We start from the raw sequence: 24,603 nt of genomic DNA, 5'->3' as shown, positions 1-24,603 counted from the left end.
GGTGAAGCAGACGTCCCTCCCACGAAGAACAGACGAAGACAGGAGACCGAAGGTGCCGGTCCTTCCTGGAGCCGAGCCGTACCGCCATGAGGGCGGAGAGGTCGGGGTGCTCCTCTGTCACGGCTTCACCGGTTCCCCGCAGTCGCTGCGCCCCTGGGCGCGGTACCTGGCCGGGCAGGGCCTGACCGTCTCGCTGCCGCTGCTGCCCGGACACGGCACGCGCTGGGAGGACATGGCGCTGACCGGCTGGCCGGACTGGTACGCGGAGGTGGACCGCGAGCTGCGCGCCCTGCGCGACCGCTGCTCCCGGGTGTTCGTGGCCGGTCTGTCCATGGGCGGCGCGCTGGCCCTGCGGCTCGCCGCGAAGCACGGGGAAGGGGTGGACGGCGTCGTCGTCGTCAACCCGGCGAACCGGGTGCACGGTCTGTCCGCGTACGCCCTTCCGGTGGCCCGCCATCTCGTCCGGACGACGAAGGGGATCACCAGCGACATCGCGAAGGAGGGCGTGCTGGAGAGCGGGTACGACCGGGTGCCGCTGCACTCGGCGCACTCCCTGCGCACCTTCCTGCGGATGATCGACGGTGAACTGCCGCAGGTCACGCAGCCACTGCTGCTTCTGCACAGCGCCCAGGACCATGTCGTGCCGGCCGCCGACTCGGCCCGCGTCCTCGGCCGGGTGTCGTCGACGGACGTGACCGAGATCCTGCTGGAACAGAGCTACCACGTGGCAACGTTGGACCACGATGCGGACCGGATCTTCGAGGAGAGCTACGCGTTCATCGCCCGGATCGCGCCCAGTGTCGGCAAGGAAGGGACGGCCGTAGGTGGCTGAGCACGACTCCGACCGTGAGGACCGGGAGAACCGGGACGAACGGGACGGCCCGGAGGGCCGGGAGGGCCGCGCGCCGGAGGAGCAGAGTGTGCCCTTCGACGAGGCCGCCGCGTGGGCGGCGATCGTCGCGGGATACGGCGAGGAGCCGGCGGACCCGCCGGGCGCCAAGCCGTTCAAGTCGGTCGAGGACCTGGCGCTGCTCGAGGTCGAGACGAACGACGAGGAGTCCGGGGCGGAATCCGGCAAGGAATCCGGCAAGGAACCCGCGAAGGACGCCGCCGAGGAACCCGACGAGGAGAAGGAACCGGCCAAGCCGCTGGGCGGCTCGATCGCCTTCGCGCCCGGTGTCGGCCCGCGTGACCACAAGGCGCCCGAGCCGGCGGAGGAGGACTTCGACGGGGACGACGAGGGTCACTTCGTCCCGCCGGAGCCGCCGCCGCTGCCCGCCGCCGACACCACGGCCAAGTTCGCCTGGCTCGGGGTGATCGGCGGGCCGTTGCTGCTCCTGCTCGCGGTGCTGCTGGGCTGGGAGATGACGTGGTGGCTGTCGACCGTCGGCATCGGCGGTTTCCTCGGCGGCTTCGCCACGCTGGTGATGCGGATGCGCACGGAGGACGAGGAGGACGGGGATCCGGGACGGGGAGCGGTCGTCTAGGGCCTGTCCGGCCGATCATGCCGCAGACGCGGGGCTCGGCACGCCGAACAGGCCCTGACCCGCGGGGATCCTGAGGGCGGCAAGGACCGGAAGGTGGTCCGTGGCCGCCCTCAAGTCGCTTCCGGTGACTCCGGGAAGTCCGATCGGCACCCCGCAGCCCAGCACCTCCACTCCCTTCGTCACGAAGATCCCGTCGATGCGGCGGTTCGGCCCGGTGGACGGGAAGCTGTTCTCGGCGCCCCAGGGGGCGGCGGTGCGGCAGTCCTGGAGGGCGGCGGTCAGGCGGCCGAAAGTACGGCCGCCGGGGCTCTCGTTGATGTCGCCGCCGGCGACCGCGTGCTCCACCCCCATCCCGGCGAGGCGGTCGAGCAGCATGCCCGCCTGCTCGTAGCGCTCGGCTGCCGTCAGACCGAGGTGGCAGGCGGCCACGCCGAGCCGGGCACCCCCGAAGCGGACCACGGCGGTCGCGAATCCCCGGCGGTGCTCGCCGGGGGTGAGCGGCAACAGGACGTCCTCGGTGCGCTCGACGGTCGCCCGCAGCGTGCACAGGACGGCAGGACCGGCCGCCGTGCCGCCGCCGGTGAGGATCACCTGGCCGGAGGCGGCCGCGAGCCGGGCGAGCTTCTTGCGCCAGCGGAAGAAGCGGGGAGCCTCCTGGACGAGGGTCAGGTCGGGGGCGCAGGCCGTGATGACCCGGGCCAAGGCCTCGGTGTCGTCCCGCAGGGAGCGGATGTTGTAGCTGAGGACCCGGATGACGGCCGAACCGTCGGGCTCGGTGCGGGAGTTGGGTAGCGGCGAGGTCGTCGGCATAGCGATCAAGATACGCCGCTCCGTCCGCTACGTCCGGAAAAGCGAACGGGGGCCGCGAGCGGCCCCCGTGTTGACGCCATGTGCAGTACGGCCGGCCGTACAAGGAGCGGTACGACCAGCCGTGCGAGTTGTATGAGCGGTACGGCTACATGATCGGTACGGCTACATGATCGGGTCGGGTTCTCTCGCCAGGTCCGCCGCCCCCACCAGGCCCGCCTTGTTGCCCAGCTGGGCCGCGATGACATCGGCCACCGGGCGCCAGTTGCCGCCGACCAGCCAGCGCTTGTAGGACTTGCGGATCGGGTCGAGGACCAGCTCGCCCTCGTCCGAGAGACCGCCGCCGACGATGAACGCGGACGGGTCGAACAGGGACGCCAGGTCGGCGAGGCCGGCGCCGGCCCAGCGGGCGAGCTCGCGGTAGGAGTCGACGGCGACCGGGTCGCCCTGGCGGGCGGCCATGGAGATGTGCTTGCCCTCGATGCCGTCGGGGTTGCCGTCACCCAGCGACAGCAGGATCTCGGCGTTCTCGGGGGTCGCGTTGGCGCGCTGCTTGGCGTAGCGCACGAGGGCGCGGCCGGAGGCGTACTGCTCCCAGCAGCCCTGCGAGCCGCAGCCGCACAGCAGACCGTCCGGCACCATGCGGATGTGGCCGAACTCGGCGGCGACGCCGAAGTGGCCGCGGCGCAGCTTGTTGCCGATGATGATGCCGCCGCCGAGGCCGGTGCCGAGGGTGATGCAGATGACGTTGCGGTGGCCCTTGCCCGCGCCGAACTTGTACTCGCCCCACGCCGCGGCGTTGGCGTCGTTCTCCACCACGACGGGGAGACCCACGCGGGCCTCGACCTCGGCCTTCAGCGGCTCCTGGCGCCAGTCGATGTTGGGCGCGAAGTAGACCGTCGAGCGCTGGCGGTTGACGTAGCCGGCGGCGCCGATGCCCACACCGACGATGTCGTGCCCGGCACGCGCGCCCTCCACGGCGGAGGCGATGGCGTCCACGATGCCCTCGGGTGTGCCCGGGGTCGGCACTTTGTAGGTCGAGAGGATGTTGCCTTCCTCGTCGACCACGCCGGCCGCGATCTTCGTGCCGCCGATGTCGACGCCGATGGTGAGTCCCATGAATCCCTCAGTTTCGGTCGAGCCCCGCTACGGCCAACCGTACCCGAGGCCCTGTCCCCGGAGGGCTTCAGTCCAAGTCGATGCGCTGGCCGGGACCGGTGTCGTCGCCGTCGCGGCCCGGGTCGCGCGGGGTGTTCCCCGGGTCGTTCGCTCCGGTCGTCCAGCGTTGTTCCTGGGTCTGGACGGCGGAGCGGTACGCGGCCAGGAGTTCGGTGCCGGCGGCCGCGAGGTGGTCGAAGACGTCCGGGTTGCGCTCGATGACGGGCTCGACGGCGGCCTTGGCCTGCTGGACGACCTGGCGGACCACCTGCTGGGCGGCGGGTCCGGCGACCGCCCCGAGCAGCGGGGACTGGAGCGAGGACAGCTTGTCGCCGACGGCGTCGAGGAGCTTGCGCAGTTCCTCGGCGGCCGAGCCGGGCGGCCGGTCGTCCTGGGCACGGCGGCGGGCCTTCTCCGCCGCCAGGTCCTCGGCGGCGGCGGTGGCCCAGGCGTCGGCGTCGGTCGCGCGGGGCTGCTCGTCGAAGCCTGCTGTCCCGGCGGGCTCCCCGGCGGCGTCTGGCGTGGGGCGCTCTTCGCTCATGACGGACTCCTGATGACTCCTGGTCGACGACGCCTGATGACGGCTCGTCCCTACGACGGTACCCGAACGGCGGAACGTCGTTCAGTGGGTCCGTGGCCAGAGCCCGGGATCCGGCGCGAACCGCACGCACAGCTCGCCGTCGCGCAGCGCGGCGCCGTCGACGGTGCAGCGGCGCAGCACGGAGGGCAGCGCGACGATACGGCGGAACGCTCCGGCGGTGACGACCAGTTCGTCGCCGCGCCGGACGAGGTCGAGCTCGTCGCGTATGGCGCCGGGCAGCGGGAGGTGCCAGACGAGCACGCCGTCCTGCGCGAGCCGGTCGGCCACGGGCCACTCGACCGGGGAGGTCGCCGGGTTGACGGCGGGCACGGCGAGCGCGGCGAGGTCGTCGGCGCCGCGGGGGTCGTGCCCGAGGTGGGCGACGGGACGGGCCCCCTCGTCCCACTCCCCCAGGGCCTTGCGCTGCTGGGTGACGAGCCGGCCGAGCAGACCCTCGTCGTCGCCGGCCGGCTCCGGCAGAACGCGGTTGGCGACGAGCGACTCGACGGGCAGGGCCCGCAGGGCGAGGCCGAGGCGGGCGTCGCGGACGGCGTCGGCGCCGGCCGGTCCCGGCTCGGCGACCAGGCGTACGGCGGTGCCGGGGTCGGCGAGGACGGCCTCGACGGCGGCCAGCTCCATGTCCCAGCGGGCGGTCGTCTCGTACAGCCACTCGGCGGGCATCGGCACCCCGGCGAGACGGCCGAGCATCGGGCGCAGGGCGCGGGCCGCCTGCCGTTCCGGCGGGAGCAGTCGGCGCAGGTAGCGGCGCAGCTCCTCCGGGAGGGCCAGCAGGGCGAGGGCCTGCGGGACGGGCGGCAGGTCGACGACGAGGAGTTCGTGCAGGTCACCGCCGTCGGCGAGGGCGGCGTCCCGCAGCGCGCGCAGCAGGGTCAGCTCCTCGGCGCCGGGGAGGGGGGTGACCTCCTCCGGGTCGAGCCGGGAGGCGCCGAGCAGGTCGAGGACGGTGGAGGCACGGTCCTGGAAACCGGTGAGGTCGTCCCGGAAGCCGGCGGTGGCGTCGGGACGCCAGGCGGTGAGCCGCGGGGCGACCGGGACGGGGCTCGCACCGGTCCGCACTCCGAGCGCCGCGCCGAGGGTGTCGGTGCGGTCGGCGCTGAGGACGAGCGTGCGGGTGCCTTCCGCTGCCGCGCGCTGTGCGGTGGCGGCCGCCACGGTCGTGCGTCCGCTGCCGCCAGGGCCGGTGATCAGGATGGTGCGCATGAGGGTGAACCGTAACGGAGGTCGGAGCAACCCCCGACCTCCTCACCCCGCCCCCGGACCTGCCGGCTCCCGGGTCCCGTGGCCGGCGCTACTTCGCGGGCGCCTCGGTGCCGGCGTCGCCCGACTCCACGCGCTTCTTCAGGCCGGCCAGTGCGCGGTCGATGATGACCTTCTCGGCCTTGCGCTTGATCATGCCCAGCATGGGGATCTTGACGTCCACGGTCAGCTGGTAGGTGACCTCGGTCGCGCCGGCGCCGGCCGGCTTGAGGAGGTAGGAGCCGTCGAGCTGTCGCAGCATCTGGGACTTGACCAGCGTCCAGGAGACCTCGTGCGCGCCCGTCCAGGTGTAGCCGAGGACCTGGTCGTCCTTGATGGCGCCGGCGTCCATGACCAGGCGGACCTGCTCGGCCCTGCCCTGTCCGTCCGTGCCGAGGACCTCCGCCTGCTTCACCTCTCCGGTCCAGTCCGGGTAGCGGGCGAAGTCGGCGATCACCGCCATGACCTCGGCCGGTGCCGCCTCGATCGTGATGCTCGAGCTGGTGTGTTCCGCCATCGCCGTGGCTCCTCCGGATGCGGGCCGGTACAGGTAGAGAAGAGGACACCGTGCGCCAGCCGCCGCGCACGTGTGTGCAGCGTGAAGGCTACCCCGCGCCCGACCTGCCGCCTTCACCCGGAGCCGGGACGCCGTCCGGACGGCGTGGGGTCACCACTCCAGCGCCCATGGCTTCCCGCTTCCGGCGAAGTGCCCCACGTTCACGCACTCGGTCGCGCCGACCCGCATCCGGCGGGCGAGCGGCTGGTGGACGTGCCCGAAGAGCGCGTAGCGGGGCCGGGTGCGGCGGATGGCGTCCAGCAGCGCCCGGCTGCCCCGCTCGAAGCGGCGGGCCACGGTGTCGTAGACGAGTTCCGGCACCTCCGGCGGGATGTGGGTGCACAGCACGTCCACCTCGCCCACGGCCTCGATCTTCGCCGCGTACTCCTCGTCGCTGATCTCGTACGGCGTGCGCATGGGGGTTTTCAGGCCGCCGCCCACGAAGCCGAAGACCCGGCCGCCGATCTCCACCCGCTCGCCGTCCAGGACGGTGGTGCCGGGTCCGGCGAACTCGGGCCACAGCCGCGGCATGTCGACGTTGCCGTAGGTGGCGTACGTCGGCTTCGGGAATGCCGGGAACAGCTCGGCGTACTGCTTGCGGACCGCCTGCTCGATCAGCGCGGCCCGGTCGCCGCCGATGCCGCCCCAGAGGCGGGCGCCGAGCTCACGGGCCTCCTCGAAGCGGCGCGCGGTGCGCAGTTCGACGATGAGGTCGGCGTTCTCCACCCCGAAGAGGTCGGGGAAGATCCCGCGGGAATGGTCGGCGTAGTCCAGGAACAGGACCAGGTCGCCCAGACAGATCAGTGCGTCCGCGCCCTCTCCGGCCCGGGCCAGGTCGCGCGCGTTGCCGTGCACGTCGCTGACCACGTGGATGCGTGTCCGGCGGTTTCCGGGCGGTGTGGATGCCATGTCGATCAAGGGTAGGCGTGTGCGGCATACGTGAACAGTGGCGATCGAGATACCGGTTACTGGCCAGTCAGTAAAGCGGTGGACTACTGTCGGCCGGGAAACATCAATCTGTGTGACGCAGCGAACATCTCGCCGGACCCCCCTGTCGAAGACGCCATACCGACGGGTAACGTCCGGGCAGTCCAGTCGTGCTCAGGATTTCAACCATCGAGATCCACCGGGGTCCCGAGCACAGTCCCGAGCCTTGGACCGCATCGTCGCAGCACACAACGTCGTGGCGCCGGCGCCCTATGAGGAGCAGCAGTCTTGCGCGAGTTCAGCCTTCCGGCTTTGTACGAGGTCCCTGCGGACGGCAACCTGACCGACATCGTCCGCAGAAACGCCGCGCAGCATCCCGACGTCGCCGTCATCGCCCGCAAGGTGGGCGGCGCCTGGCAGGACGTGACGGCCACGGCCTTCCTGGCCGAGGTGCACGCCGCCGCCAAGGGCCTCATCGCCTCCGGCGTCCAGCCCGGCGACCGGGTCGGCCTGATGTCGCGCACCCGCTACGAGTGGACGCTGCTCGACTTCGCGATCTGGTGCGCGGGCGCGGTCACCGTGCCGGTGTACGAGACCAGCTCCCCCGAGCAGGTGCAGTGGATCCTCTCCGACTCGGGCGCGACCGCCGTCGTCGTCGAGCTGGACGGCCACGCGGCGGCCGTGGAGTCGGTGCGCGAGTCGCTGCCGGCGCTGAAACACGTCTGGCAGATCGAGGCCGGGGGCGTCGAGGAGCTCGGGCGGCTCGGCAAGGACGTCTCCGACCAGACGGTCGAGGAGCGCGGCTCGCAGGCCAAGGCCGACGACCCGGCGACCATCGTGTACACGTCCGGTACGACCGGCCGGCCCAAGGGCTGCGTGCTGACCCACCGCAGCTTCTTCGCCGAGTGCGGGAACGTCGTGGAGCGGCTGCGGCCGCTGTTCCGCACGGGCGAGTGCAGCGTGCTGCTCTTCCTCCCGCTCGCGCACGTCTTCGGCCGGCTGGTGCAGATCGCCCCGATGATGGCGCCGATCAAGCTGGGCACCGTCCCGGACATCAAGAACCTCACCGACGAGCTGGCCGCCTTCCGGCCGACGCTCATCCTGGGCGTGCCGCGGGTCTTCGAGAAGGTCTACAACTCGGCGCGCGCCAAGGCGCAGGCGGACGGCAAGGGCGCGATCTTCGACAAGGCGGCCGACACCGCGATCGCCTACAGCAAGGCGCTGGAGCTCCCGGCGGGCCCGCCGCTGAAGCTGAAGATCAAGCACAAGGTCTTCGACCGGCTCGTCTACAGCAAGCTGCGCGCGGTCCTCGGCGGCAAGGGCGAGTACGCCATCTCCGGCGGCGCCCCGCTGGGCGAGCGCCTCGGTCACTTCTTCCGCGGCATCGGCTTCACCGTCCTGGAGGGCTACGGCCTGACGGAGTCCTGTGCCGCCACCGCCTTCAACCCCTGGGACCGGCAGAAGATCGGCACGGTCGGTCAGCCGCTGCCCGGCTCGGTCGTGCGGATCGCGGACGACGGGGAGGTGCTGCTGCACGGCGAGCACCTCTTCAAGGAGTACTGGAACAACCCGGCCGCGACCGCCGAGGCACTGGCCGACGGCTGGTTCCACACCGGTGACATCGGCACCCTCGACGAGGACGGCTACCTCCGGATCACCGGGCGCAAGAAGGAGATCATCGTCACCGCGGGCGGCAAGAACGTCGCGCCGGCCGTGATCGAGGACCGGATCCGGGCGCACGCGCTGGTGGCGGAGTGCATGGTGGTGGGCGACGGGCGGCCGTTCGTGGGCGCGCTGGTCACCATCGACGAGGAGTTCCTGGGCCGTTGGGCTTCCGACCACGGCAAGCCGGCGGGCTCGACCGCGGCGTCGCTGCGCGGGGACGCCGACCTTCAGGCCGCCGTCCAGTCGGCGATCGACGACGGCAACGCCGCGGTCTCGAAGGCGGAATCGGTGCGGAAGTTCCGCATTCTGTCCGCCCAGTTCACGGAGGACTCGGGCCACCTCACGCCGTCGCTGAAGCTCAAGCGCAATGTCGTGGCCAAGGACTACGCGGGCGAGATCGAGGCGATCTACGCCAAGTAGCGGCTGCGGCTGCGGCTGCGCAGAACCTCCTGACGGAGCGTCATGGCGCGGTGTCCTCCACGAGGACCCGCGCCATCGTGCGCTCGGCGAGCGCGGTGATGGCGACGAACGGGTTCACCCCGAAGTTGCCGGGCACCAGCGAGCCGTCGCACTGGAGGCCGACGCGGACGACGCGGACGACGCGGAGCGTGGCCGCCGCCCGGAGGGTGGCCACGCACGGGATGTGACGTCTCGTCAGCTGATCGCTGGTCAGCTGACGTCACATCAGTTCTGCTGGCCGTGTGCGCAGCATCGGCGGATTGGGCGCCTCCGCCCCGGGCGCGGAGGGAAAAGCTAGAGCAACGTCTTCAACTTCTCCGCCAGCAGGTCCCACCGCCACTTCTCCTCCACCCAGCCGCGCCCCCGCTCCCCCATCCGGCGGCGCAGCTCCGCGTCCCCGAGCAGGGCGACGATGCGTTCGGCCACGTCGGCCGGGGAACCGCCCGGCACGACCCACCCCGTCTCCCCGTCGAGCACCGCGTCGGGCGCCCCGCCCGAGTCCCCGGCGACGACGGGCAGCCCGGTCGCCGAGGCCTCCAGGTAGACGATCCCGAGCCCCTCGACGTCGAGTCCGCCCCGCCGGGTCCGGCACGGCATCGCGAAGACGTCCCCGGCGCCGTAGTGGGCGGGCAGCTCCGACCAGGGCACCGACCCGGTGAAGCGCACCGCGTCCGCCACCCCGCGCTCATGGGCGAGCCTGCGCAGGTCCTTCTCGTACGGCCCGCCCCCGACGATCAGCAGGACCGCCTCCGGCTCGGCGGCCAGGATCCGCGGCAGGGCGAGGATCAGCGTGTCCTGGCCCTTGCGCGGTACGAGCCGCGAGACGCACACCACCACCGGCCGGTCGGTCAGCCCGAGCCGCGCCCGCACCTCCTCGCCGCCCGATCCCGGGTGGAAGGTCTTCTCGTCGACGCCCGGCGGGAGCTGCACCATCCGCCCGGCAGCCCCGGCGCTCAGCGCGGTGGCGATCCGCGAGCGGGTGTACTCGCCCAGGTAGGTGATCGTGTCCGTGCTCTCGCCGATCCGGCCGAGGAGCTGCCGGGCGGCGGGCAGCTGCGCCCACCCGGCCTCGTGCCCGTGGGTGGTGGCCACCAGCCGCTCGGCGCCCGCCTTCCGTAGCGCCGGCGCCATCAGCCCGAGCGGCGCGGCCGCCCCGAACCACACCGACGTGCACCCGTGCTCCCGCAGCAGCCCGACGGCCCGGCGGGTCGCCCCGGGCGTCGGCAGCAGCATCGTCGTGGAGTCCCGCACGACGGTGAAGGGCTGCTCGGCGTCGAAGGCGGCCGTCGCCTCGACACCCTCACGGGAACGCTTCCAGGTGGACGCGTAGACGACGAGTCGGCCGGGATCGAGCCGGAGCGCCATGTTGTGCAGGAACGCCTGGATGCCGCCCGGGCGGGGCGGGAAGTCGTTCGTCACGATCAGGGTCTTGTGCATCGCAGCCGACCCTATCCAAACGCCGTTCACAGCCGCGTCCGACCGCGCCTCACAGCCCGGCGGGAGAACATGTGGGCCATGGAGACGACGGCCGCGGGACGGCCCCTGACCTGCCTGCTGACGACCTGGGGCGTGACCCGGCTCGTGCTGCTGCTCTTCGTCTTCAAGGTGTTCCTCTTCCCCGGCCCGGACGTCACCAGCGACATCTCCGTCACCTACCAGGGGTGGTACGAGGTGCTGCGCACCGGCGCCTTCCCGGCCGCCGACGTCACCTGGCAGTACCCGCCCGCCGCCGCCCTCGCCATCCTCTCCCCCGGCCTGCTGCCCTTCCTCGACTACGCGTCGGCCTTCTTCGTCCTGGCCTTCCTGGCCGACCTGGCCGTCCTCATGCTGCTGCTGAACACGGGCCTGCGCCCCGGCCGGTCGCTGCGCGGCGCCTGGATGTGGGTGGCGGGCGTGCCGCTGCTCGGTCCCACCGTCTACTCCCGCTACGACGTGATGGTGACGGCGGTCGCGGTCGCCGCGCTGGTCGCCGGCGTCCGGCGGCCCCGGGTGATGGGCGCGCTGACGGGTCTCGCGGTGCTGCTGAAGGTGTGGCCCGTGCTGCTGCTGGCGGGCGCCGTGCGCAGGCGGGCCTGGGGCGCGGCGGCGGTGACCGTCGGCGCCCTGGCCGCGCTGTTCGCCCTGACCATGCCCGGCGCCTTCGCCTTCCTGACCTTCCAGGGCGACCGGGGTACGGAGGTGGAGTCGCTGGGCGCCCTCGCCCTGCATGTGGCCCGGCAGTTCGGCTGGCAGGGCCAGGTGCTGCTCCACTACGGCTCGCTGGAGTTCCTCGGCCCGTACGTCGGCGTGGTGAGCGACGTGGCCCTGGGGCTGACGGCCGTCGCGTTCGGCTGGCTGCTGCTGTGGCGGCTGACGGCGCGCCGCTGCGCGCCGCAGACGCTGGCGGAGGCGGCCTTCACGGCGGTCCTGCTGTTCACCGTCACCAGCCGGGTGATCAGCCCGCAGTACCTCGTGTGGCTGATCGGCCTCGCGGCGGTCTGCCTGTGCTTCCGCGCCGGCTGTATGGTCCTGCCCGCCATCCTGGTCCTGGCCGCGTCCTTCGTGACGGTGCTGGAGTTCCCCGTCTTCTTCGCGGACGTCGTCGCGAGCAGCCCGCTCGGCGTCACGCTCCTGTTCCTGCGCAACGGCCTGCTGGTGGCCGCCGCGCTCACCGCGGCCGTCCGGCTGTGGCGGTCGACGGCGCCGAGGACCGCCCCCGCTCCCCCGGCCGGTCAGGCCGCCCGCACCAACGAGCCCGCGGTCTCTCCCTGACGACCGGGCCACGCCCGCCGCAGCACCAGCCCCACCGCCGCGCACTGCACCCCCATGGCGAGCGCCAGCGCCAGACAGACCCCCGGCAGCCCGAGCCCGGACAGCGCGTACGCGAGCGGCAGCTGGACGGCCGTGCCGAGCACGGTCACCCGCAGCAGCACGGGTGCGCCCCCGCTTCCCTCGAAGACCCCGCCCAGTGCGATGAACCCGGCCATGAGCAGCAGATACGGCCCGGCGCAGCGCAGGAACAGCACGCCCTCACGGGCCACGGCGGGCCCGGCGCCGAAGGCGGCCATGATCCAGGGGGCCGTCGCGCACAGCAGCAGAGCGGCCACCAGACCGACGGTCCCGGAGACGAGCACGGCCTGCCGCCCGATCGCCCGGCGCTCCTCCCGGCCCTCGCCCCGGGTGTGCGCGGTGTGGATGGAGGCGGCCTGGCGGACGGCGTAGAAGGCCATGGTCGCCACGTACATGACCTTGTACGCGATCGAGTAGGCGGCCACCGCCGTCACCCCGAGCCGGGCCACCACGGCGACCAGGGCGAGCGCGCCGCCCTGGCGCAGGGTGAAGTCGGCGGACATCGGCAGCCCGGTCGCCAGTGTGCGCCGCAGCGAGGCTCCGGTGGAGAGCGTGGGCGCCACCCGGGCGGCCGTCCGCAGCACGGCGTCGCGCCGCAGGGCCAGCAGCCCGGCCCCGAGCGCCACGCACCGGCACAGCACCGTGGAGACGGCGGCGCCCCGGACGCCGTAGCGGTGGATGAACAGTGGGTCGCAGACCAGGATCAGACCGTTGGCGAGCAACGCCATCCGCATCGGGGTCCTGGTGTCCCCGGCCCCCTTGAGGATGCCGTCGACGAGCTGCTGGCCGAAGAAGACGGCGATGCCCGGCAGCGAGATCGCGAAGTAGGACACGGCGAGAGGCACAGCGGGGCCGCCCTGCCCGCCGAGGACCAGCCGGGCCAGCGGCTCACGCAGCAGGAAGCCCCCGCCCGCGACGACGGGCGTGACCACCGCGCACAGCGCCCAGCCGCCCCGCACGGCCGCCCGCAGGGCCCCCGGATCCCGTGCCCCTCTGGCGTGCGCGACCAGCACCGTCGTCCCGGAGGCGAAGACCAGCGCGACCCCGAGCAGCACGTTCTCGGCGTTGGTGGCGACCGCGACGGCAGCTACCGCGGGCCCGCCCAGCCGGGACACCCAGACCGTGTTGATGATCCCGGCGGCGACGGAGGCGAGCAGCGAGAAGTAGACGGGGCGGGCGAGCGACAGGAGCTGCGTGCGATGACCGGCCATGACGGATCCCCCTGGAACGAAACAGCTCTGAACGGGCTGCCTCTGAACGGATGACCTCCAAACGGGCTACCTCTAAACGAGGTAGCTCGATAAGAGGTAGCATGGCGTCATCGTGTCCGCAAGGGAGGGCCATGCTCGAGCTGTCGATCCTCGGTTTCCTGGCCGAAGAGCCTTTGCACGGCTATGAATTGAAGGAGCGGATCAAGGCGCTGACCGGCCATGTCCGCCCGGTCAGCGACGGCGCGCTCTATCCGGCGATCACCCGCCTCGTCACAGCCGGCAAGCTCGACCAGCACCGGGAGGACGGCGCGGGCGCGGCCCCCCGCAGGGTGCTCTCCCTCACCGACGAGGGCCGGGCGGACCTGCTGGAACGTCTCCGCCACCCCCGGCAGCCGGAGATCACCGACCACGTCCGCTTCAACACGGTCCTCGCGTTCCTGCGGCACCTGCCCGACCGAGGGGAGCAGGCAACCGTCCTACGGCGCCGGCTGGACTTCCTCGAGACGCCCGCGAGTTTCTTCTACGCCGAGGGGAAGCCCGTACGGGCGGAGGAGACCGGGGACCTGTTCCGGCAGGGCATGCTGCGGGTCGCCCGGGCGACGGGGGAGGCGGAGCGGGCCTGGCTGCGCGAGGCGCTCGAGCAGCTGACTCAGGCGAGCCGATCCTTCAGATAGCCCTGCCAGTCCGCCGTGAACTCCGCGAGGGAGATGCCCAGCACGCTCTTCAGCGCGCCCTCCACCGCGCCCGGCCGCTTCCGGTGCTCCCCCACCTCCCGGTAGAACGCGTCCAGCTTCACCTCGCCCCATCGCTCGGCGATCATCCGGCAGGCCAGCCAGCCGCCCTCGTAAGCCTGGGCCAGACGGTCGGCGTCGCCGGAGAAGCCGAAGTCGCCGTCGGCCGGCAGCGCCGCCGGGACGACGCCGTCCGTGACGGCGTGCTGGAGCTCCGGGGCGACCTCGGCGAGGGTACGGCCGGTGCCGCGGTAGCCCACCCAGTCGGCGTACCCCTCGGACAGCCACAGCGGGGTGGCCGCGTTCGTGTGGGCGCGCGTGGCGACATGGGTGGCCTCGTGGGTGAGGACCACCTGCCGGCCGACCCGGCCGAGCATGCCGTACGAGTCCGGGTTGACGATGATCCGGTCCGCGGGCGTCCTGGCCCCGCCGCCGGTCTCACCCGTGGTGACCGCGGCGATCCCCCGGTAGGAGGAGGCGGGCGAGCCGAGCAGCCCCGCCATGCCCTCCAGCGACTTCGGTACGAGGACGACGAGGTGTCCCGCCCAGTCGGTGCCCCAGGCCGCCGAGACCTCGGGGACGGCGTCGTCGGCCAGCTCGGCGAAGGACCGCAGCCGCGCCTCGGACTGCCCGACCCCCAGCACGAGACTGTGCGCGCCCCGTACGACGCTCACCGCGCCCTGGTCCCACAGCTGCTCGCCGGCCTTCGTCGCGGGCTTGTCGGAGGTCACCGACCACCGGCCGGCCCCGTCACGGGTCAGGCCCAGGACGCGGGCCGTGGTCACCGGGGCCATGTCGTAGCCGTCGACGCGGTAGCTCAGTTCGGCGTCGGCGGTGGCGGTGTCCCCGCTGCGGTGGAGGGCCGTCACGCGGTAGGACCAGGCCGCCAGCGGAACGGCCCGCACCGCGGAGTACCCGGTGGCGGCGCCGGTGGCCGCGTAGGCGCCCTGGTCGTGACCGAGGACCGCGGCGGCCCGCCGGTCGAGGACCCGCTGCACATCGGCCTTCGCGTCGTCCGCCGTGGCCCGCCCGCCGCAGCCGACCAGCCAGCCCAGCAGTGCGACGAGCAGCAGACAGAGCCCCAGCACCCCGGGTCCGCGCGCCCGCCCTCGACCAGCCATCGTCCCGATCCTACGGCGGCGGCCCCGCGCGGGCTCCGCTCAAGGCCTGGTGACGGACGAGACCGGCATCATCCCGACCGGGTCGTAACGCACCGGCGCACCCGGATAGGGAGCGTGGACGACCTGTCCGTTGCCGACGTACATGCCGACATGGCTGGCGTCGGAGCGGTAGGTGACGATGTCACCGGGCTGGGCCTGGGAGAGCGGCACCCGCCGGCCCGCGTGCGCCTGGGCCTGCGAGGTCCGCGGCAGCGAGATCCCGGCCTGCGCGTACGACCACTGCACGAGGCCCGAACAGTCGAAGCCGGTGGGCCCGTTGGCGCCCCAGACGTACGGCTTGCCGAGCGCGGAGCGCACGGCGGCCACGGCGGCGCCCGCGCGGCCGGAGGCCGGCACGGCACCCGAGAGGCCGGTCATGGCGTCGCGGCCGGAGCGGGAGGCCCGGTCGAAGGCGGCGCGCTCGGCGGACGGCAGGGCGTTGAGCAGCTGCCGCGCCCTGGCGAGCTTCTCCTCCACGGTCCGCTTGTGCCGCATCACGGCCTTGCGGCTCTTCTCCAGCTCGGCGAGCTTGCCCGCGGCCTCGGCGCGCTCCTGGCTGAGTTCCCGCATGGCGCTCTGGAGCTCCCTCAGCTCACCTGCCTGGTGGGCGGTGATCCGGTCGAGGACGGACGCCTTGGCGAGGTAGTCCTCCGGGTCGTCGGAGAACAGCAGCGCCAGGGAGGGGTCGAGGCCGCCGGAGCGGTACTGGGCGCCGGCCAGCGAACCGAGCTGCCCGCGCAGCCCGTTGATGCGCTCCTGCTGCCGGGCCATGTGGTCCTGGGCCACGCCGACCTGCCCCCTCAGGGTGTCGGCGCGCTCGTCGGCCGTGTTGTAGGCCTCGGTGGCCTTCTCCGCCTCCGCGTAGAGACGGTCCACCTCGGCGCGGGTGTCGTCGTGCGGAGCGGCTGTGGCCGGCAGGGCGGACACGGCGCCGAGTGCGGCGGCCGCGACGGACAGCACGCTCAGGGCGCTGCCGGCGCCCCGGTCGAACCCGGACTGTGCAAGGCGGCGATGGGACCCCACGGGAAGCCGCGCTCCTTCCACTGGCGGACAGGGAAACGCGGCAGACAGTAGCCCCGTGACAGGGGGTCGGCCAAAGACCTCGGCGGCAACGCACAGTGACGCCCCGCCGCTGACGCAGGTCACCGGCGGGGCGTGGGGTCACTTTTCGTTGTCACGATTCGCCCGTTCGGGCGGCGTGGTGTCCCGATCTTGAGACGGATCAGATCCGGACGCCGAACTGGAACGGCATGTTGTTGATCGACTCGTAGCGCACGACGGTGCCGGTGCGCGGGGCGTGCAGCACCTGGCCGTTGCCCGCGTAGAAGCCGACGTGGTGCTGGTCGCCGTAGAAGATGACCAGGTCGCCGACCTTGAGGGCGCTCTGGGAGTAGATGCGCGTGCCGGCGTTGGCCTGGGCCTGCGAGGTGCGCGGGATGGAGACGCCGGCCTGGGCGTAGGCCCAGGAGGTCAGACCCGAGCAGTCGAAGGTGGCGGTGCCGGTGGCGCCGTACTGGTAGGGCTTGCCGAGCTGGCTCTGCGCGGCCTGGAAGGCGGCCATGGCCCGGCCGGAGCCGGTCGGCGAGTCACCCAGGTCCACGCGGTCGCCGGCGTCGCGGCTGGCGCGGGCGTCGGCGGAGGAGAGGGCCGCCTGCTCCTTGGCCGTCAGCGTGTTGAGGAGCTTGCGCGCCTCGGTGAGCTTGGCCTGGACTTCCTTCTTCTTCTTGCCCAGTTCGGTGCGGGTGGTGGCGAGGTCCTTGAGCTTGGTGGAGGCCTCGGTGCGCTCCTGGGCGAGCTCGCGCTGCTTCTCCTGGATCTTCTTCAGCGCCTCGACCTGCTGGGCGCTGAGCTGGTCGGCGGCGGACGCCTTGTCCAGGTAGTCGTCCGGGTTCGAGGAGAGCAGCAGCTGCAGGGAGGGGTCGATGGACCCGGTGCGGTACTGGGCCGCGGCCGCCAGACCCATGGAGTCGCGCAGCTCGTTGAGGTCGGCCTGACCGCGAGCGACGTTGTCCTGGATGGTGGAGATCTCCTTCTGGAGCTTCTCCTGCTTCTCCTTGGCGCCGTTGTACGTCTCGGTGGCCTGCTCCGCCTCTTCGTAGAGCTTGTCGACCTTGGTCTTGACCTCGTCCTTGGTGAGCTTCTCACTGGGCGCCGCGTTGGCGGCCTGCGAGCTCAGAACAACGGCAGCGGCGGCTGCGGTGGTCAGCACGGTCACGCGCGCGCGACTCGGCTGCTTCGGTCGACGGTGGGACGCCACGGAGACGGGCTCCTTCTTTTGAGTGATCACCCGTTTGGAGATACGAGCCCTGACCTTAGTGACCTCGCCGTGATCAGTTCAAATCCTCAGAAGAAAAAAACACATCACGCAACGCAGTTTTTTCGCACAACTCACGTGCAGTCACGCTCGATTGACGCTACGTTGCGTGACGAATCCGCCAATTCGGTCATTAAACCTGGAACTTCGACGTTCAGGACAGTCGCTTCAGAAGTACCGCGGAAGCCACCGGTCGGGCACCCGCCTTGGCGATCCCGTCGGCCACCTCACGGTCGGTCGAAGCAACGATGACCGGCCGGCCCGGCGGCTCGGCCCGCACCAGCTGGCGGATCACCTCGTCGGCCGTGACACCCGGCTTGGAGAACAGCACCCGCACCCCGCGCGGCGGCGCGAGCAGCACCGGAGCGGCCAGCTCGGCCCCGTCGAAGACACAGGTGACCTCGGCGCCGGTCTGCGCGGCGAGCTGCGAGAGCTGACCCAGGAGCCTGAGTCGCTGCTTCTCCAACGGCATCTGCGGATAGCCGGTCTTGGTGACGTTGTAGCCGTCGACCACGAGATGGGCCTGGGGCAGCGCGAGCAACTGGTCGAGAATGGCCGGATCGTTCTCCGACAGAGCGCGCGTGGCGATGTCCTTCGGCGTCATCCGCCCCGGTTCGACCGCGTCGACCGTCTCCGCCGGACGCACCGACACCGGCGGCAACGCCAGCTCCCGCCGCAGCCCTTGGGCCGCGTCGAGCACCGTGTCCAGCAGCAGCCGCACCCGCATGTCCTCGACGCTGCGACCCTCGCGCGCCGCCCGCCGGGTGGCCTCCAGCGCCGCCTCCACCTCGCCGAGCCGCCCCTTCAGACGCCGGGTCTCGCTCTCCGCGGCGGACACCTGGGCCTGCCCCTCGGCGCGCACGGTCTCCAGCTCGCCGCGCACCTTGCGCAGCGCGGCCTCGCCCCGCTTGACGTCACTGAGGGCCGAACGCAGCTTGCGGTGGAGCGACTCGACTTCCTTCCTCGCCGCGTCCAGTTCGGTGCGCAGCCCCTCGGTGCCCGCCCGGGTCTGCTCACGGGCCCGGTCGAGCTCTTCGCGCAGCCGCTCCAGTTCGGCCCGGCTCTCCTCACCGGCGCGCTCGGCGTCCGCCCGCTGGGCCTCCTCGCCGGCCGCGGTGACCAGCTTCACCCAGCCGGTGGGCCGCAGCACATAGGCCGCGGCCGCGACTTCGTGCGGGTCCGCGGCCGGGGTCGGCGAGCCGGAGTCGAGGGCGCCGGCGAGTTCCGGCTGGGCCTCTCTGAACTTCTCGGCGATGCGCTGCCGGAAGAGCGGATCGGTCTCCAGCGCGGCCGCCATCGCGTTGCCCGCGAACTTGGCCCGCCGGTTCGGTGCGAACCGGGCGTACTGCCGCAACTGGGCGGGCAGTTCACCGACGGTCAGCCCGCCGAAGCCGTCGGAGACGATCTGTACGACCCTGCGCCGCACGCCGTCCGGCAGCGGACGGTCGAGCATCTCGGCGGCGCCGTCGCCCGGCCCCCCGCCTGCGCTCTCCACCATCCGTCACACCCCAATACTGTGCGGGGCCTCCCCCACTCTCGGCTTCGCTCGAGCGGGGGACTCCCATCGTCAGGAACCGGCGCCCGGCCGATCCACGAGTTCCACCTGGTCCACGGCGTTGCACCAGCGGCACCGCACCGACTCGATGGTCTCACTGACCACCTCGCGCTCCTCGACCTTCGGCTCACCGGCGAGGTCGAGGTGCACGTACTCGACGACCTTCGACGAGCGCGTCACGTCGAACCGCGTGAGGTTGCCGCAGAGCGTGCAGCGCCACCGCGTCGCGGCGGTCGGCAGGGGAACCGTCATCGTGGCTTTCCGCTTCCTTCTAGTGTCGTGCTTCCGGTTGTCGGGGTCGGGCCGGAGGCTCCCCCGCGCGTATGGCTCGTAACCCTACGGCCTGGCGGGTACTCGCCGCCCACCCGTCCGCGGCGGCGAGGCGGTCCTGGCGAGTGCGTCCGGTTACGTCATGCTTTGTTCTCGTGATCGGCAACTGGAACGGGACGGTCGGCAGGGCGGTCCGCAACCGCCCGGCACCGGTGACCTACGCACTGATCGCCCTGTGCTGCCTGATCTTCCTGATCGGGCCCGCCTCGGGCTTCAATCCGGCGTACGGCTCCGGTGACGAGCTGCTGGCCGCGCAGCGCGCCTACTTCCGGCGCTGGGGCGTGGTGCCCGGCGAGCTCTTCGAGGGCGCGCCACGGGCCGCCCTCACTCCCGCCACGGCCCTCTTCGTCCACGGCAGCTGGGTGCACCTGCTGGGCAACATGCTCTTCCTCTACGTCTTCGGGACGATGGCCGAGGACCGGATGGGCCGTGTCGAGTTCACGCTCTTCTACCTCGGCTGCGGCTACCTGGCCCTGCTGGGCTACGCCGCCGCCAACGCCGAGTCGTCGCAGTCCCTGGTGGGCGCCTCCGGGGCGATCTCCGCGGTCCTCGGCGCGTTTCTGTGCCTGTTCCCCCGAGCGCGGGTGACCAGCCTCCTGCCGTTTCTGTTCTTTCTGCCGCTGCGCTTCCCCGCGTGGGTCGTGCTGCCCTTCTGGGCGGCCCTGCAGTGGGTGGCGGCCGGTCGGGCCGCCCAGGGGCCCGGGGTGGCGTATCTGGCCCATCTGGTGGGCTTCGGCCTGGGACTCCTCTACGCGTGGGCCCGTTTCGGACGCAGGACGACCGGGATGGTGCCCGACTCCGGCGCGGGATGAGACGGGTGCGCGAAGAGGGGAGCGTCGCCGCTCCCCTCTTCCGTCTCCTACGCCATCTGCTCCTGGCGGCCGTCGCCGACGGTGTCAGAGCCCCATGGACTTGGCGACGATGGTGCGCATGATCTCGCTGGTGCCGCCGAAGATCCGGCTCGCCCTGTTGTCGGCGTACAGGCGGGTGATCGGGTTGTCCATCGTGAAGCCGAGACCGCCGTGCAGCTGAAGGCACTTGTCGAGCACCCCGGTCGCCGCCTCCGTGCAGTACAGCTTGGTCGCGGCCGCCTCCTCGGCGGTCAGTTCCCCGGCGTCGAACGCCTCCAGGGCCTGGTCGACGACCGCCTGCAGGGCGTTCACCGTGACCTTGCAGTCGGCGAGCACGAACTTGGTGTTCTGGAAGGCGGCGACGGGCTTGCCGAAGGCGGTGCGCTCACGGACGAAAGCGGTGGCGAGGCGGACCGCCGCGGCGGCGTGAGCGTATGCGCCGACGGCGATGCCCAGCCGCTCCTGCGGGAAGATGCCGGCCAGACAGGCGAAGGCGTCACCCGGACCGCCCACCACGTCGCCTACGGGGACCCGTACGTCCGTGAAGGTCATCCCGACGATGTCGGACGAGCGCAGGCCGAGCGTGGCCGGCTCCGAGTCGACCGCCACACCCGGGGCCCGGGTGTCCACGGCCAGCAGGGACATACCGCCGCGCCGGTCGGTCCCGTCGGTGGAGGTACGGCAGGCGACGAGCACCAGATCGGCCTGGGCGCCCCCCGATACGTACGCCTTGCTGCCGTTGAGGACGTAGTGCGTGCCGTCCTCGGACAGCTCGGCCGCCGACCGGATGCCAGCCACGTCGGAGCCGGCCTCCGGCTCCGTGATCGCGATGGCCGTCATCAGCTCACCCGTGACGAACCCCGGCAGCCAGCGCCGCTTCTGCTCGTCGGTGGTGTGGTCCACCAGGGTGGCCGGAAGCGCCAGGTGCGCGCTGGCGCCGCCGAAGGTCACGCCGGCTCTCGCGCACTCCTCGGCGATGACGGCGTTGAACTTGAAGCTCCTGGGACCGGCCCCGCCGAACTCCTCCGGGACACCGAACCCGAAGATGCCGAGTTTGCCCAGTTTGCGATAGAAATCACGTGGCACACGGCCGGTGGTTTCCCATTCCGAATAGACGGGCACGACCTCCGCCCCGATTAACTCGCGCAGCTGCGTGCGGAAGGCTTCGTGCTCGTCCTGGAAAACAGTGCGTCGCACCGCTCATCCCCCTACTGCTCTGATCGGTGGCCTCGCCAACGACTCGAACGTAATACGGAGTTGAGGGCGGTGTCCAGACGGGCAGCCCTTGTCACCCACGGCCGCCGTGTGCCTAGTATTCGACCACCGGGATCTCGGCCGCTTCGACGGGCCGGCGGTCCGGCCTGCCGATTTCATGGGGGAGACTGGCATGGAACCACCGGGCAACGAACCTCTATTCAATGCACGCGATCCGCGATTGCGCACCGATCCGTATCCGCTCTACAAGCGCCTCCGCGACGCGGAGCCGGTCCACCGGACGCCGTACGGGCACTGGGTGGTCTCCGGATACGACGAGGTCGCCGCGCTCCTGCGAAATCCCGAGTTATCGAGCGAATATCCGCAAGACCCCAAATGGGCCGCACAACGGGGCGGACAGGACAGCCCGATCGTCCAGGCCACCCGCAGCTGGATGCTGATGCGGGACGGCGACACGCATCGCCGGCTGCGCGGCCTGGCCAACCCCGTGTTCACCGCCCGAGCCATCCGCGAGACGGCTCCCCGCATCGCCGGCATCGTCCACCAGATCATGGACGAGATGGACGAGAGGGGCGACGGCCGGGACGTCGATCTCATCGGGTCCCTGGCGGCCCTCGTGCCCGTGACCGTCTTCTGCGGCCTGGGCGGTCTGCCGGTCGAGGACCGTGACCTGTGCCGGAAGTGGACCGACGCGCTGGGCCACGTCATCGACCCGGCCACCGACGAGACCACCCGCCGGGCCATGAACGACGCGGCGCGGGAGTTCGGCGCGTACATCGCCGAGCATGTGGCGAAACGCCGCGCGGACCCGCACGACGACATCATCTCCCGCCTGCTGCTGGCGGACTTCGACGGCGGGAAGCTCTCCGACGACGAGATCATCGCCAACGTCATGATGTTCTTCATGGGCGGTCACGAGACGACCGTCAACCTCATCGGCAACGGCATGCTCGCCCTGCTGCGCCACCCCGACGAGCTGCGCGCCCTGCGCGAGGAGCCCGGCCTCGTCGACAACGCCCTCGACGAACTGCTCCGGTACGACGCGCCCATCCAGCTGGTGGCCCGCATCACGACCGCCGACATCGAGGTCGGGGGCACCACGATCCCGGCCGGCGCCAAGGTGATGATCCTGCTCGGCGCCGCCAACCGGGACCCGCGGCGCTACGCCGAGCCCGACCGCCTCGACCTGCGGCGCCCTGACGTCCGCCCGCTGTCTTTCGGGGGCGGTCCGCACTACTGCATCGGCGCGCTCCTGGCGAAGGCCGAGGCCCGCCTGGTCTTCACCGAGCTGCTGCGCCGTCACCCCGACATCAGACCGGCCCGCCAGGACGTCGTCTGGCGCGCCCAGGTCAACATCCGCGGGCTCAGGGAACTCCGCGTCGATCTGGCCCCCTGACGCCGGCCGACCGCCCCCTTTGCCCGCCCATCATCCGGCCCGCCTCCGGTATTTCCGCCCTGACGCCGTTCCGTCCTGTGCGCGGAACCGATTTCGCGAGCCCTACGAGTGGGGATGTAGCGCAGAAACATGAGCATCCATACCATTTCTCCCGACATACTGGACCCGGTTGCCACGAGGGCCGCCGTGGACACCGTCCTCTTTGATTTCCTGGAGAATCACCGAAAGAATTTCGGGCAACGACAGTTGACCCGCCTTGTGAAATTACTTGAAGAATTCTTGGTGGGCGGCAAACGAATACGTCCGATTCTCGCCGTACTGGGGTGGCAGGCGACCGGCGGGAAAAATGACTTGACGGCCGTGATACGAGTGGCCGCCTCACTCGAGATGTTTCACGCGTTCGCTCTCATCCATGACGACATCATGGACGACAGCGATACCCGGCGCGGCCGTCCGACCATCCACCGGATACTCGCCGGAAAACGCGGCGACGACCGCACCGAGCGGTCCGGAATCGGCGGCGCCGTACTGCTGGGCGACCTGGCCTTCGCGTGGTCGGACCACCTGCTGCACACGGCCGGCCTCACCCCCGCACAATCGGCGGCGGTGTATCCGATCCTCACCGAGATGCGCACCGAGGTCATGCTCGGCCAGTACCTGGACCTGCGGGCGACCGGCGAGCTCACCGACGACGTCGAAGCCACGCTGACCGTCAACCGCTACAAGACCGCCAAGTACACGGTCGAACGGCCACTGCACATCGGCGCCGCCCTCGCAGGAGCCGACGCGCGGGCCCTGGCCGCCTGTACGGCGTACGCGCTGCCCCTGGGAGAGGCCTTCCAGCTCCGCGACGATCTGCTGGGCGTGTACGGCGACATCCGTGACACCGGCAAGTCGCGTCTGGACGACCTGCGGGCCGGCAAGAACACCACCCTGGTCGCGCTGGCGCTGCGCGCGGGCGACGCGGCACAGCGTTCCCGGCTGCGCACGCTGATCGGCGATCCCGGTCTGGACGAGACCGGCGCCGAGGAGGTCCGCGCGATCTTCGCGGCCACCGGCGCCCGGGACGCCGTCGAACGCATGATCGACGACCGCTACCGGCGGGCGCTGGGCGTGCTGGACTCCGCCCCCTTCACCACCGACGCGGTCACCGCCCTCAAGCACCTCTCCGCCACGGCCACCAGGAGGAACTCATGACCACGGATCTGACCGCACCGACCGCACCGGCCCCGGCGGGGACGGCCCGCCGCTGGCAGGAGTGCACCGACCGGTTCGCCGCCCTGTTCGACCGGCACATCGGCCACGAGGCCCGGAAGGTGCCGATGACGGACGCCGAGCTGCGCGAGGTCATCGACGCCTGCAACCGCGCCGTCGCTCCACTCGGCAAGAGCGTCTCGGACAAGCGCTGGATCTCCTACATGGACGTCGTGCGCTGGTCGCAGAGCGCCCGCCACATCAAGGACATGGAAGCGTTCAAGGCCGTCTGCGTACTGAACTGCGTGACCTTCGTGTGGGACGACATGGACCCCGGCCTGCACGACTTCGACCTCTTCCTGCCCCAGCTGCGCGCGGTGTGCGAGCGCTACTACGCCCCACAGGACGCGGAGTTCGCGTACGAGGGCGCCCGCGCCTTCGTCACCAGCGACCACATGTTCCGTGACTCGGCGCTCAAGACCGTGCTCTGCAGCACCTCGCCCGAGCAGTACTTCCGCTTCCGCGTCACCGACGTCGGCGTGGACTTCTGGATGCGGATGTCCTACCCGATCTACCGCCACCCCGAGCTGACCGAGCACTCCAAGACGGGGCTGGCCGCCCGGATGACCGCCCGCGGTCTGGCCATCGTCAACGACTTCTACTCCTACGAACGCGAGCACGCCCTCGGGCAGATCACCAACTGCTTCCGCCTGTGCGACATGGCCGACGAGGCCGACTTCCAGGCGTTCTTCCAGGCCCGCCTCGACGACATGGCCGAGGACATGGAATGCATCAAGGCCTTCGACCCCCTCACCCGGGACGTGCTGCTCGACCTCGTCCAGGGCAACTTCGTGTGGACCACCCGGGACCGGCGCTACCAGGCCGCGGTCAACGACGTCAACTCACGGATCCAGTAGGGGC

24 protein-coding genes are annotated in these 24,603 nt (G+C 71.6%); 9 read left to right on the top strand and 15 right to left on the bottom strand.

Translation table 11 applies throughout. The features are described 5' to 3' along the window. Positions 1-52 precede the first annotated feature (52 nt). Both ACFWBD_RS30295 and ACFWBD_RS30290 read left to right on the top strand, forming a co-directional pair. Positions 53-832, top strand: coding sequence for an alpha/beta hydrolase (locus ACFWBD_RS30295; RefSeq protein ID WP_385673583.1), 780 nt, complete (start codon positions 53-55; stop codon positions 830-832). Beyond that, positions 825-1,487: a hypothetical protein gene (locus tag ACFWBD_RS30290; RefSeq protein ID WP_385673580.1), complete on the top strand. Its 663-nt coding sequence runs from the start codon at positions 825-827 to the stop codon at positions 1,485-1,487. The genes ACFWBD_RS30295 and ACFWBD_RS30290 overlap by 8 nt, the downstream gene beginning before the upstream one ends. Before the next feature lie 15 nt (positions 1,488-1,502). On the opposite strand, the gene ACFWBD_RS30285 is transcribed toward ACFWBD_RS30290, so the two are convergent. The 6 genes from ACFWBD_RS30285 to ACFWBD_RS30260 all read right to left on the bottom strand — a co-directional run bounded on the left by ACFWBD_RS30285 (position 1,503) and on the right by ACFWBD_RS30260 (position 6,712). Continuing rightward, complete coding sequence (locus ACFWBD_RS30285) at positions 1,503-2,297, bottom strand: endonuclease/exonuclease/phosphatase family protein (protein WP_385673577.1); 795 nt, start codon at positions 2,295-2,297, stop codon at positions 1,503-1,505. A gap of 162 nt (positions 2,298-2,459) precedes the next feature. After that, on the bottom strand, positions 2,460-3,413 hold the full coding sequence (locus tag ACFWBD_RS30280) for an ROK family glucokinase (RefSeq protein WP_385673574.1): 954 nt from the start codon (positions 3,411-3,413) through the stop codon (positions 2,460-2,462). A 67-nt stretch (positions 3,414-3,480) separates the two neighbouring features. Further along, a complete protein-coding gene (locus ACFWBD_RS30275) occupies positions 3,481-3,993 on the bottom strand; it encodes a DUF5304 domain-containing protein (protein WP_385673571.1) in 513 nt (170 codons plus the stop codon). 81 nt (positions 3,994-4,074) lie between these two features. Continuing rightward, entirely contained in the window at positions 4,075-5,253 is a 1,179-nt protein-coding gene (locus ACFWBD_RS30270; RefSeq protein ID WP_385673567.1) for an ArsA family ATPase, read from the bottom strand. 88 nt (positions 5,254-5,341) lie between these two features. Then, a complete protein-coding gene (locus ACFWBD_RS30265) occupies positions 5,342-5,806 on the bottom strand; it encodes an SRPBCC family protein (RefSeq protein WP_385673564.1) in 465 nt (154 codons plus the stop codon). A gap of 150 nt (positions 5,807-5,956) precedes the next feature. Continuing rightward, positions 5,957-6,712 carry a metallophosphoesterase gene (locus ACFWBD_RS30260; protein ID WP_385673605.1) on the bottom strand — a complete coding sequence of 252 codons (756 nt, stop codon included), beginning with the start codon at positions 6,710-6,712 and terminating at the stop codon, positions 5,957-5,959. A 348-nt stretch (positions 6,713-7,060) separates the two neighbouring features. Between ACFWBD_RS30260 and ACFWBD_RS30255 the strand changes: the two genes are divergently transcribed. Then, positions 7,061-8,857 (top strand): AMP-dependent synthetase/ligase, encoded by a 1,797-nt coding sequence (locus ACFWBD_RS30255; RefSeq protein WP_385673561.1) that lies wholly within the window; start codon positions 7,061-7,063, stop codon positions 8,855-8,857. A 40-nt stretch (positions 8,858-8,897) separates the two neighbouring features. Here ACFWBD_RS30255 and ACFWBD_RS30250 read toward each other — a convergent pair whose 3' ends face one another. Together ACFWBD_RS30250 and ACFWBD_RS30245 are read right to left on the bottom strand one after the other, a co-directional pair. Beyond that, complete coding sequence (locus tag ACFWBD_RS30250; RefSeq protein ID WP_385673608.1) at positions 8,898-9,071, bottom strand: hypothetical protein; 174 nt, start codon at positions 9,069-9,071, stop codon at positions 8,898-8,900. A gap of 119 nt (positions 9,072-9,190) precedes the next feature. Further along, on the bottom strand, positions 9,191-10,333 hold the full coding sequence (locus ACFWBD_RS30245; RefSeq protein ID WP_385673558.1) for a glycosyltransferase family 4 protein: 1,143 nt from the start codon (positions 10,331-10,333) through the stop codon (positions 9,191-9,193). Between the two features lie 78 nt (positions 10,334-10,411). Between ACFWBD_RS30245 and ACFWBD_RS30240 the strand changes: the two genes are divergently transcribed. Further along, on the top strand, positions 10,412-11,647 hold the full coding sequence (locus ACFWBD_RS30240; protein ID WP_385673555.1) for a glycosyltransferase 87 family protein: 1,236 nt from the start codon (positions 10,412-10,414) through the stop codon (positions 11,645-11,647). On the opposite strand, the gene ACFWBD_RS30235 is transcribed toward ACFWBD_RS30240, so the two are convergent. After that, positions 11,608-12,936: an MATE family efflux transporter gene (locus ACFWBD_RS30235; protein ID WP_385673552.1), complete on the bottom strand. Its 1,329-nt coding sequence runs from the start codon at positions 12,934-12,936 to the stop codon at positions 11,608-11,610. The genes ACFWBD_RS30240 and ACFWBD_RS30235 overlap by 40 nt on opposite strands. A 131-nt stretch (positions 12,937-13,067) precedes the next feature. Here ACFWBD_RS30235 and ACFWBD_RS30230 point away from each other — a divergent pair, with 131 nt between their 5' ends. Then, a complete protein-coding gene (locus ACFWBD_RS30230) occupies positions 13,068-13,610 on the top strand; it encodes a PadR family transcriptional regulator (RefSeq protein ID WP_385673549.1) in 543 nt (180 codons plus the stop codon). Here ACFWBD_RS30230 and ACFWBD_RS30225 read toward each other — a convergent pair. The 5 genes from ACFWBD_RS30225 to ACFWBD_RS30205 form a co-directional block, all read right to left on the bottom strand. Further along, complete coding sequence (locus ACFWBD_RS30225; protein ID WP_385673546.1) at positions 13,586-14,788, bottom strand: hypothetical protein; 1,203 nt, start codon at positions 14,786-14,788, stop codon at positions 13,586-13,588. The two genes, ACFWBD_RS30230 and ACFWBD_RS30225, sit on opposite strands and share 25 nt — an antisense overlap. 39 nt (positions 14,789-14,827) lie before the next feature. Then, entirely contained in the window at positions 14,828-15,850 is a 1,023-nt protein-coding gene (locus ACFWBD_RS30220; protein ID WP_385673543.1) for an NlpC/P60 family protein, read from the bottom strand. Positions 15,851-16,049: 199 nt separating this feature from the next. After that, positions 16,050-17,084: an NlpC/P60 family protein gene (locus tag ACFWBD_RS30215; RefSeq protein WP_385673540.1), complete on the bottom strand. Its 1,035-nt coding sequence runs from the start codon at positions 17,082-17,084 to the stop codon at positions 16,050-16,052. Between the two features lie 211 nt (positions 17,085-17,295). After that, positions 17,296-18,639, bottom strand: a complete 1,344-nt coding sequence (locus tag ACFWBD_RS30210) for an NYN domain-containing protein (protein WP_385673538.1) — start codon at positions 18,637-18,639, stop codon at positions 17,296-17,298. Between the two features lie 69 nt (positions 18,640-18,708). Beyond that, entirely contained in the window at positions 18,709-18,948 is a 240-nt protein-coding gene (locus tag ACFWBD_RS30205) for a hypothetical protein (RefSeq protein ID WP_020129990.1), read from the bottom strand. Between the two features lie 173 nt (positions 18,949-19,121). Here ACFWBD_RS30205 and ACFWBD_RS30200 point away from each other — a divergent pair, with 173 nt between their 5' ends. Then, the gene (locus ACFWBD_RS30200) at positions 19,122-19,838 is read left to right on the top strand and encodes a rhomboid family intramembrane serine protease (protein ID WP_385673535.1); all 717 of its coding nucleotides are present in this window, start codon (positions 19,122-19,124) and stop codon (positions 19,836-19,838) included. Between the two features lie 84 nt (positions 19,839-19,922). Here ACFWBD_RS30200 and ACFWBD_RS30195 read toward each other — a convergent pair whose 3' ends face one another. Continuing rightward, positions 19,923-21,074 carry an acyl-CoA dehydrogenase family protein gene (locus ACFWBD_RS30195; protein WP_385673533.1) on the bottom strand — a complete coding sequence of 384 codons (1,152 nt, stop codon included), beginning with the start codon at positions 21,072-21,074 and terminating at the stop codon, positions 19,923-19,925. A gap of 238 nt (positions 21,075-21,312) precedes the next feature. Between ACFWBD_RS30195 and ACFWBD_RS30190 the strand changes: the two genes are divergently transcribed. From ACFWBD_RS30190 to ACFWBD_RS30180, 3 genes are all read left to right on the top strand, one after another. After that, a complete protein-coding gene (locus ACFWBD_RS30190; RefSeq protein WP_385673530.1) occupies positions 21,313-22,488 on the top strand; it encodes a cytochrome P450 in 1,176 nt (391 codons plus the stop codon). A gap of 129 nt (positions 22,489-22,617) precedes the next feature. Beyond that, a complete protein-coding gene (locus ACFWBD_RS30185) occupies positions 22,618-23,685 on the top strand; it encodes a polyprenyl synthetase family protein (RefSeq protein ID WP_385673527.1) in 1,068 nt (355 codons plus the stop codon). After that, entirely contained in the window at positions 23,682-24,599 is a 918-nt protein-coding gene (locus ACFWBD_RS30180; RefSeq protein ID WP_385673524.1) for a hypothetical protein, read from the top strand. The genes ACFWBD_RS30185 and ACFWBD_RS30180 overlap by 4 nt, the downstream gene beginning before the upstream one ends. Positions 24,600-24,603 lie beyond the last annotated feature (4 nt).

Origin of the sequence: Streptomyces sp. NPDC060002 (genome assembly GCF_042737245.1) — a bacterium.
Classification (GTDB): domain Bacteria; phylum Actinomycetota; class Actinomycetes; order Streptomycetales; family Streptomycetaceae; genus Streptomyces.
Note: the sequence above shows the minus strand (reverse complement) of the source record. Positions and strands in the feature narration are given on the sequence as shown.

Bases quoted from the DNA above. Each gene is read 5' to 3' on its own strand.
- ACFWBD_RS30285 (WP_385673577.1), bottom strand. From the start codon at position 2,297: ATGCCGACGACCTCGCCGCTACCCAACTCCCGCACCGAGCCCGACGGT.
- ACFWBD_RS30280 (WP_385673574.1), bottom strand. From the start codon at position 3,413: ATGGGACTCACCATCGGCGTCGACATCGGCGGCACGAAGATCGCGGCC.
- ACFWBD_RS30275 (WP_385673571.1), bottom strand. From the start codon at position 3,993: ATGAGCGAAGAGCGCCCCACGCCAGACGCCGCCGGGGAGCCCGCCGGG.
- ACFWBD_RS30270 (WP_385673567.1), bottom strand. From the start codon at position 5,253: ATGCGCACCATCCTGATCACCGGCCCTGGCGGCAGCGGACGCACGACC.
- ACFWBD_RS30265 (WP_385673564.1), bottom strand. From the start codon at position 5,806: ATGGCGGAACACACCAGCTCGAGCATCACGATCGAGGCGGCACCGGCC.
- ACFWBD_RS30245 (WP_385673558.1), bottom strand. From the start codon at position 10,333: ATGCACAAGACCCTGATCGTGACGAACGACTTCCCGCCCCGCCCGGGC.
- ACFWBD_RS30240 (WP_385673555.1), top strand. From the start codon at position 10,412: ATGGAGACGACGGCCGCGGGACGGCCCCTGACCTGCCTGCTGACGACC.
- ACFWBD_RS30235 (WP_385673552.1), bottom strand. From the start codon at position 12,936: ATGGCCGGTCATCGCACGCAGCTCCTGTCGCTCGCCCGCCCCGTCTAC.
- ACFWBD_RS30230 (WP_385673549.1), top strand. From the start codon at position 13,068: ATGCTCGAGCTGTCGATCCTCGGTTTCCTGGCCGAAGAGCCTTTGCAC.
- ACFWBD_RS30225 (WP_385673546.1), bottom strand. From the start codon at position 14,788: ATGGCTGGTCGAGGGCGGGCGCGCGGACCCGGGGTGCTGGGGCTCTGT.
- ACFWBD_RS30210 (WP_385673538.1), bottom strand. From the start codon at position 18,639: ATGGTGGAGAGCGCAGGCGGGGGGCCGGGCGACGGCGCCGCCGAGATG.
- ACFWBD_RS30205 (WP_020129990.1), bottom strand. From the start codon at position 18,948: ATGACGGTTCCCCTGCCGACCGCCGCGACGCGGTGGCGCTGCACGCTC.
- ACFWBD_RS30185 (WP_385673527.1), top strand. From the start codon at position 22,618: ATGAGCATCCATACCATTTCTCCCGACATACTGGACCCGGTTGCCACG.
- ACFWBD_RS30180 (WP_385673524.1), top strand. From the start codon at position 23,682: ATGACCACGGATCTGACCGCACCGACCGCACCGGCCCCGGCGGGGACG.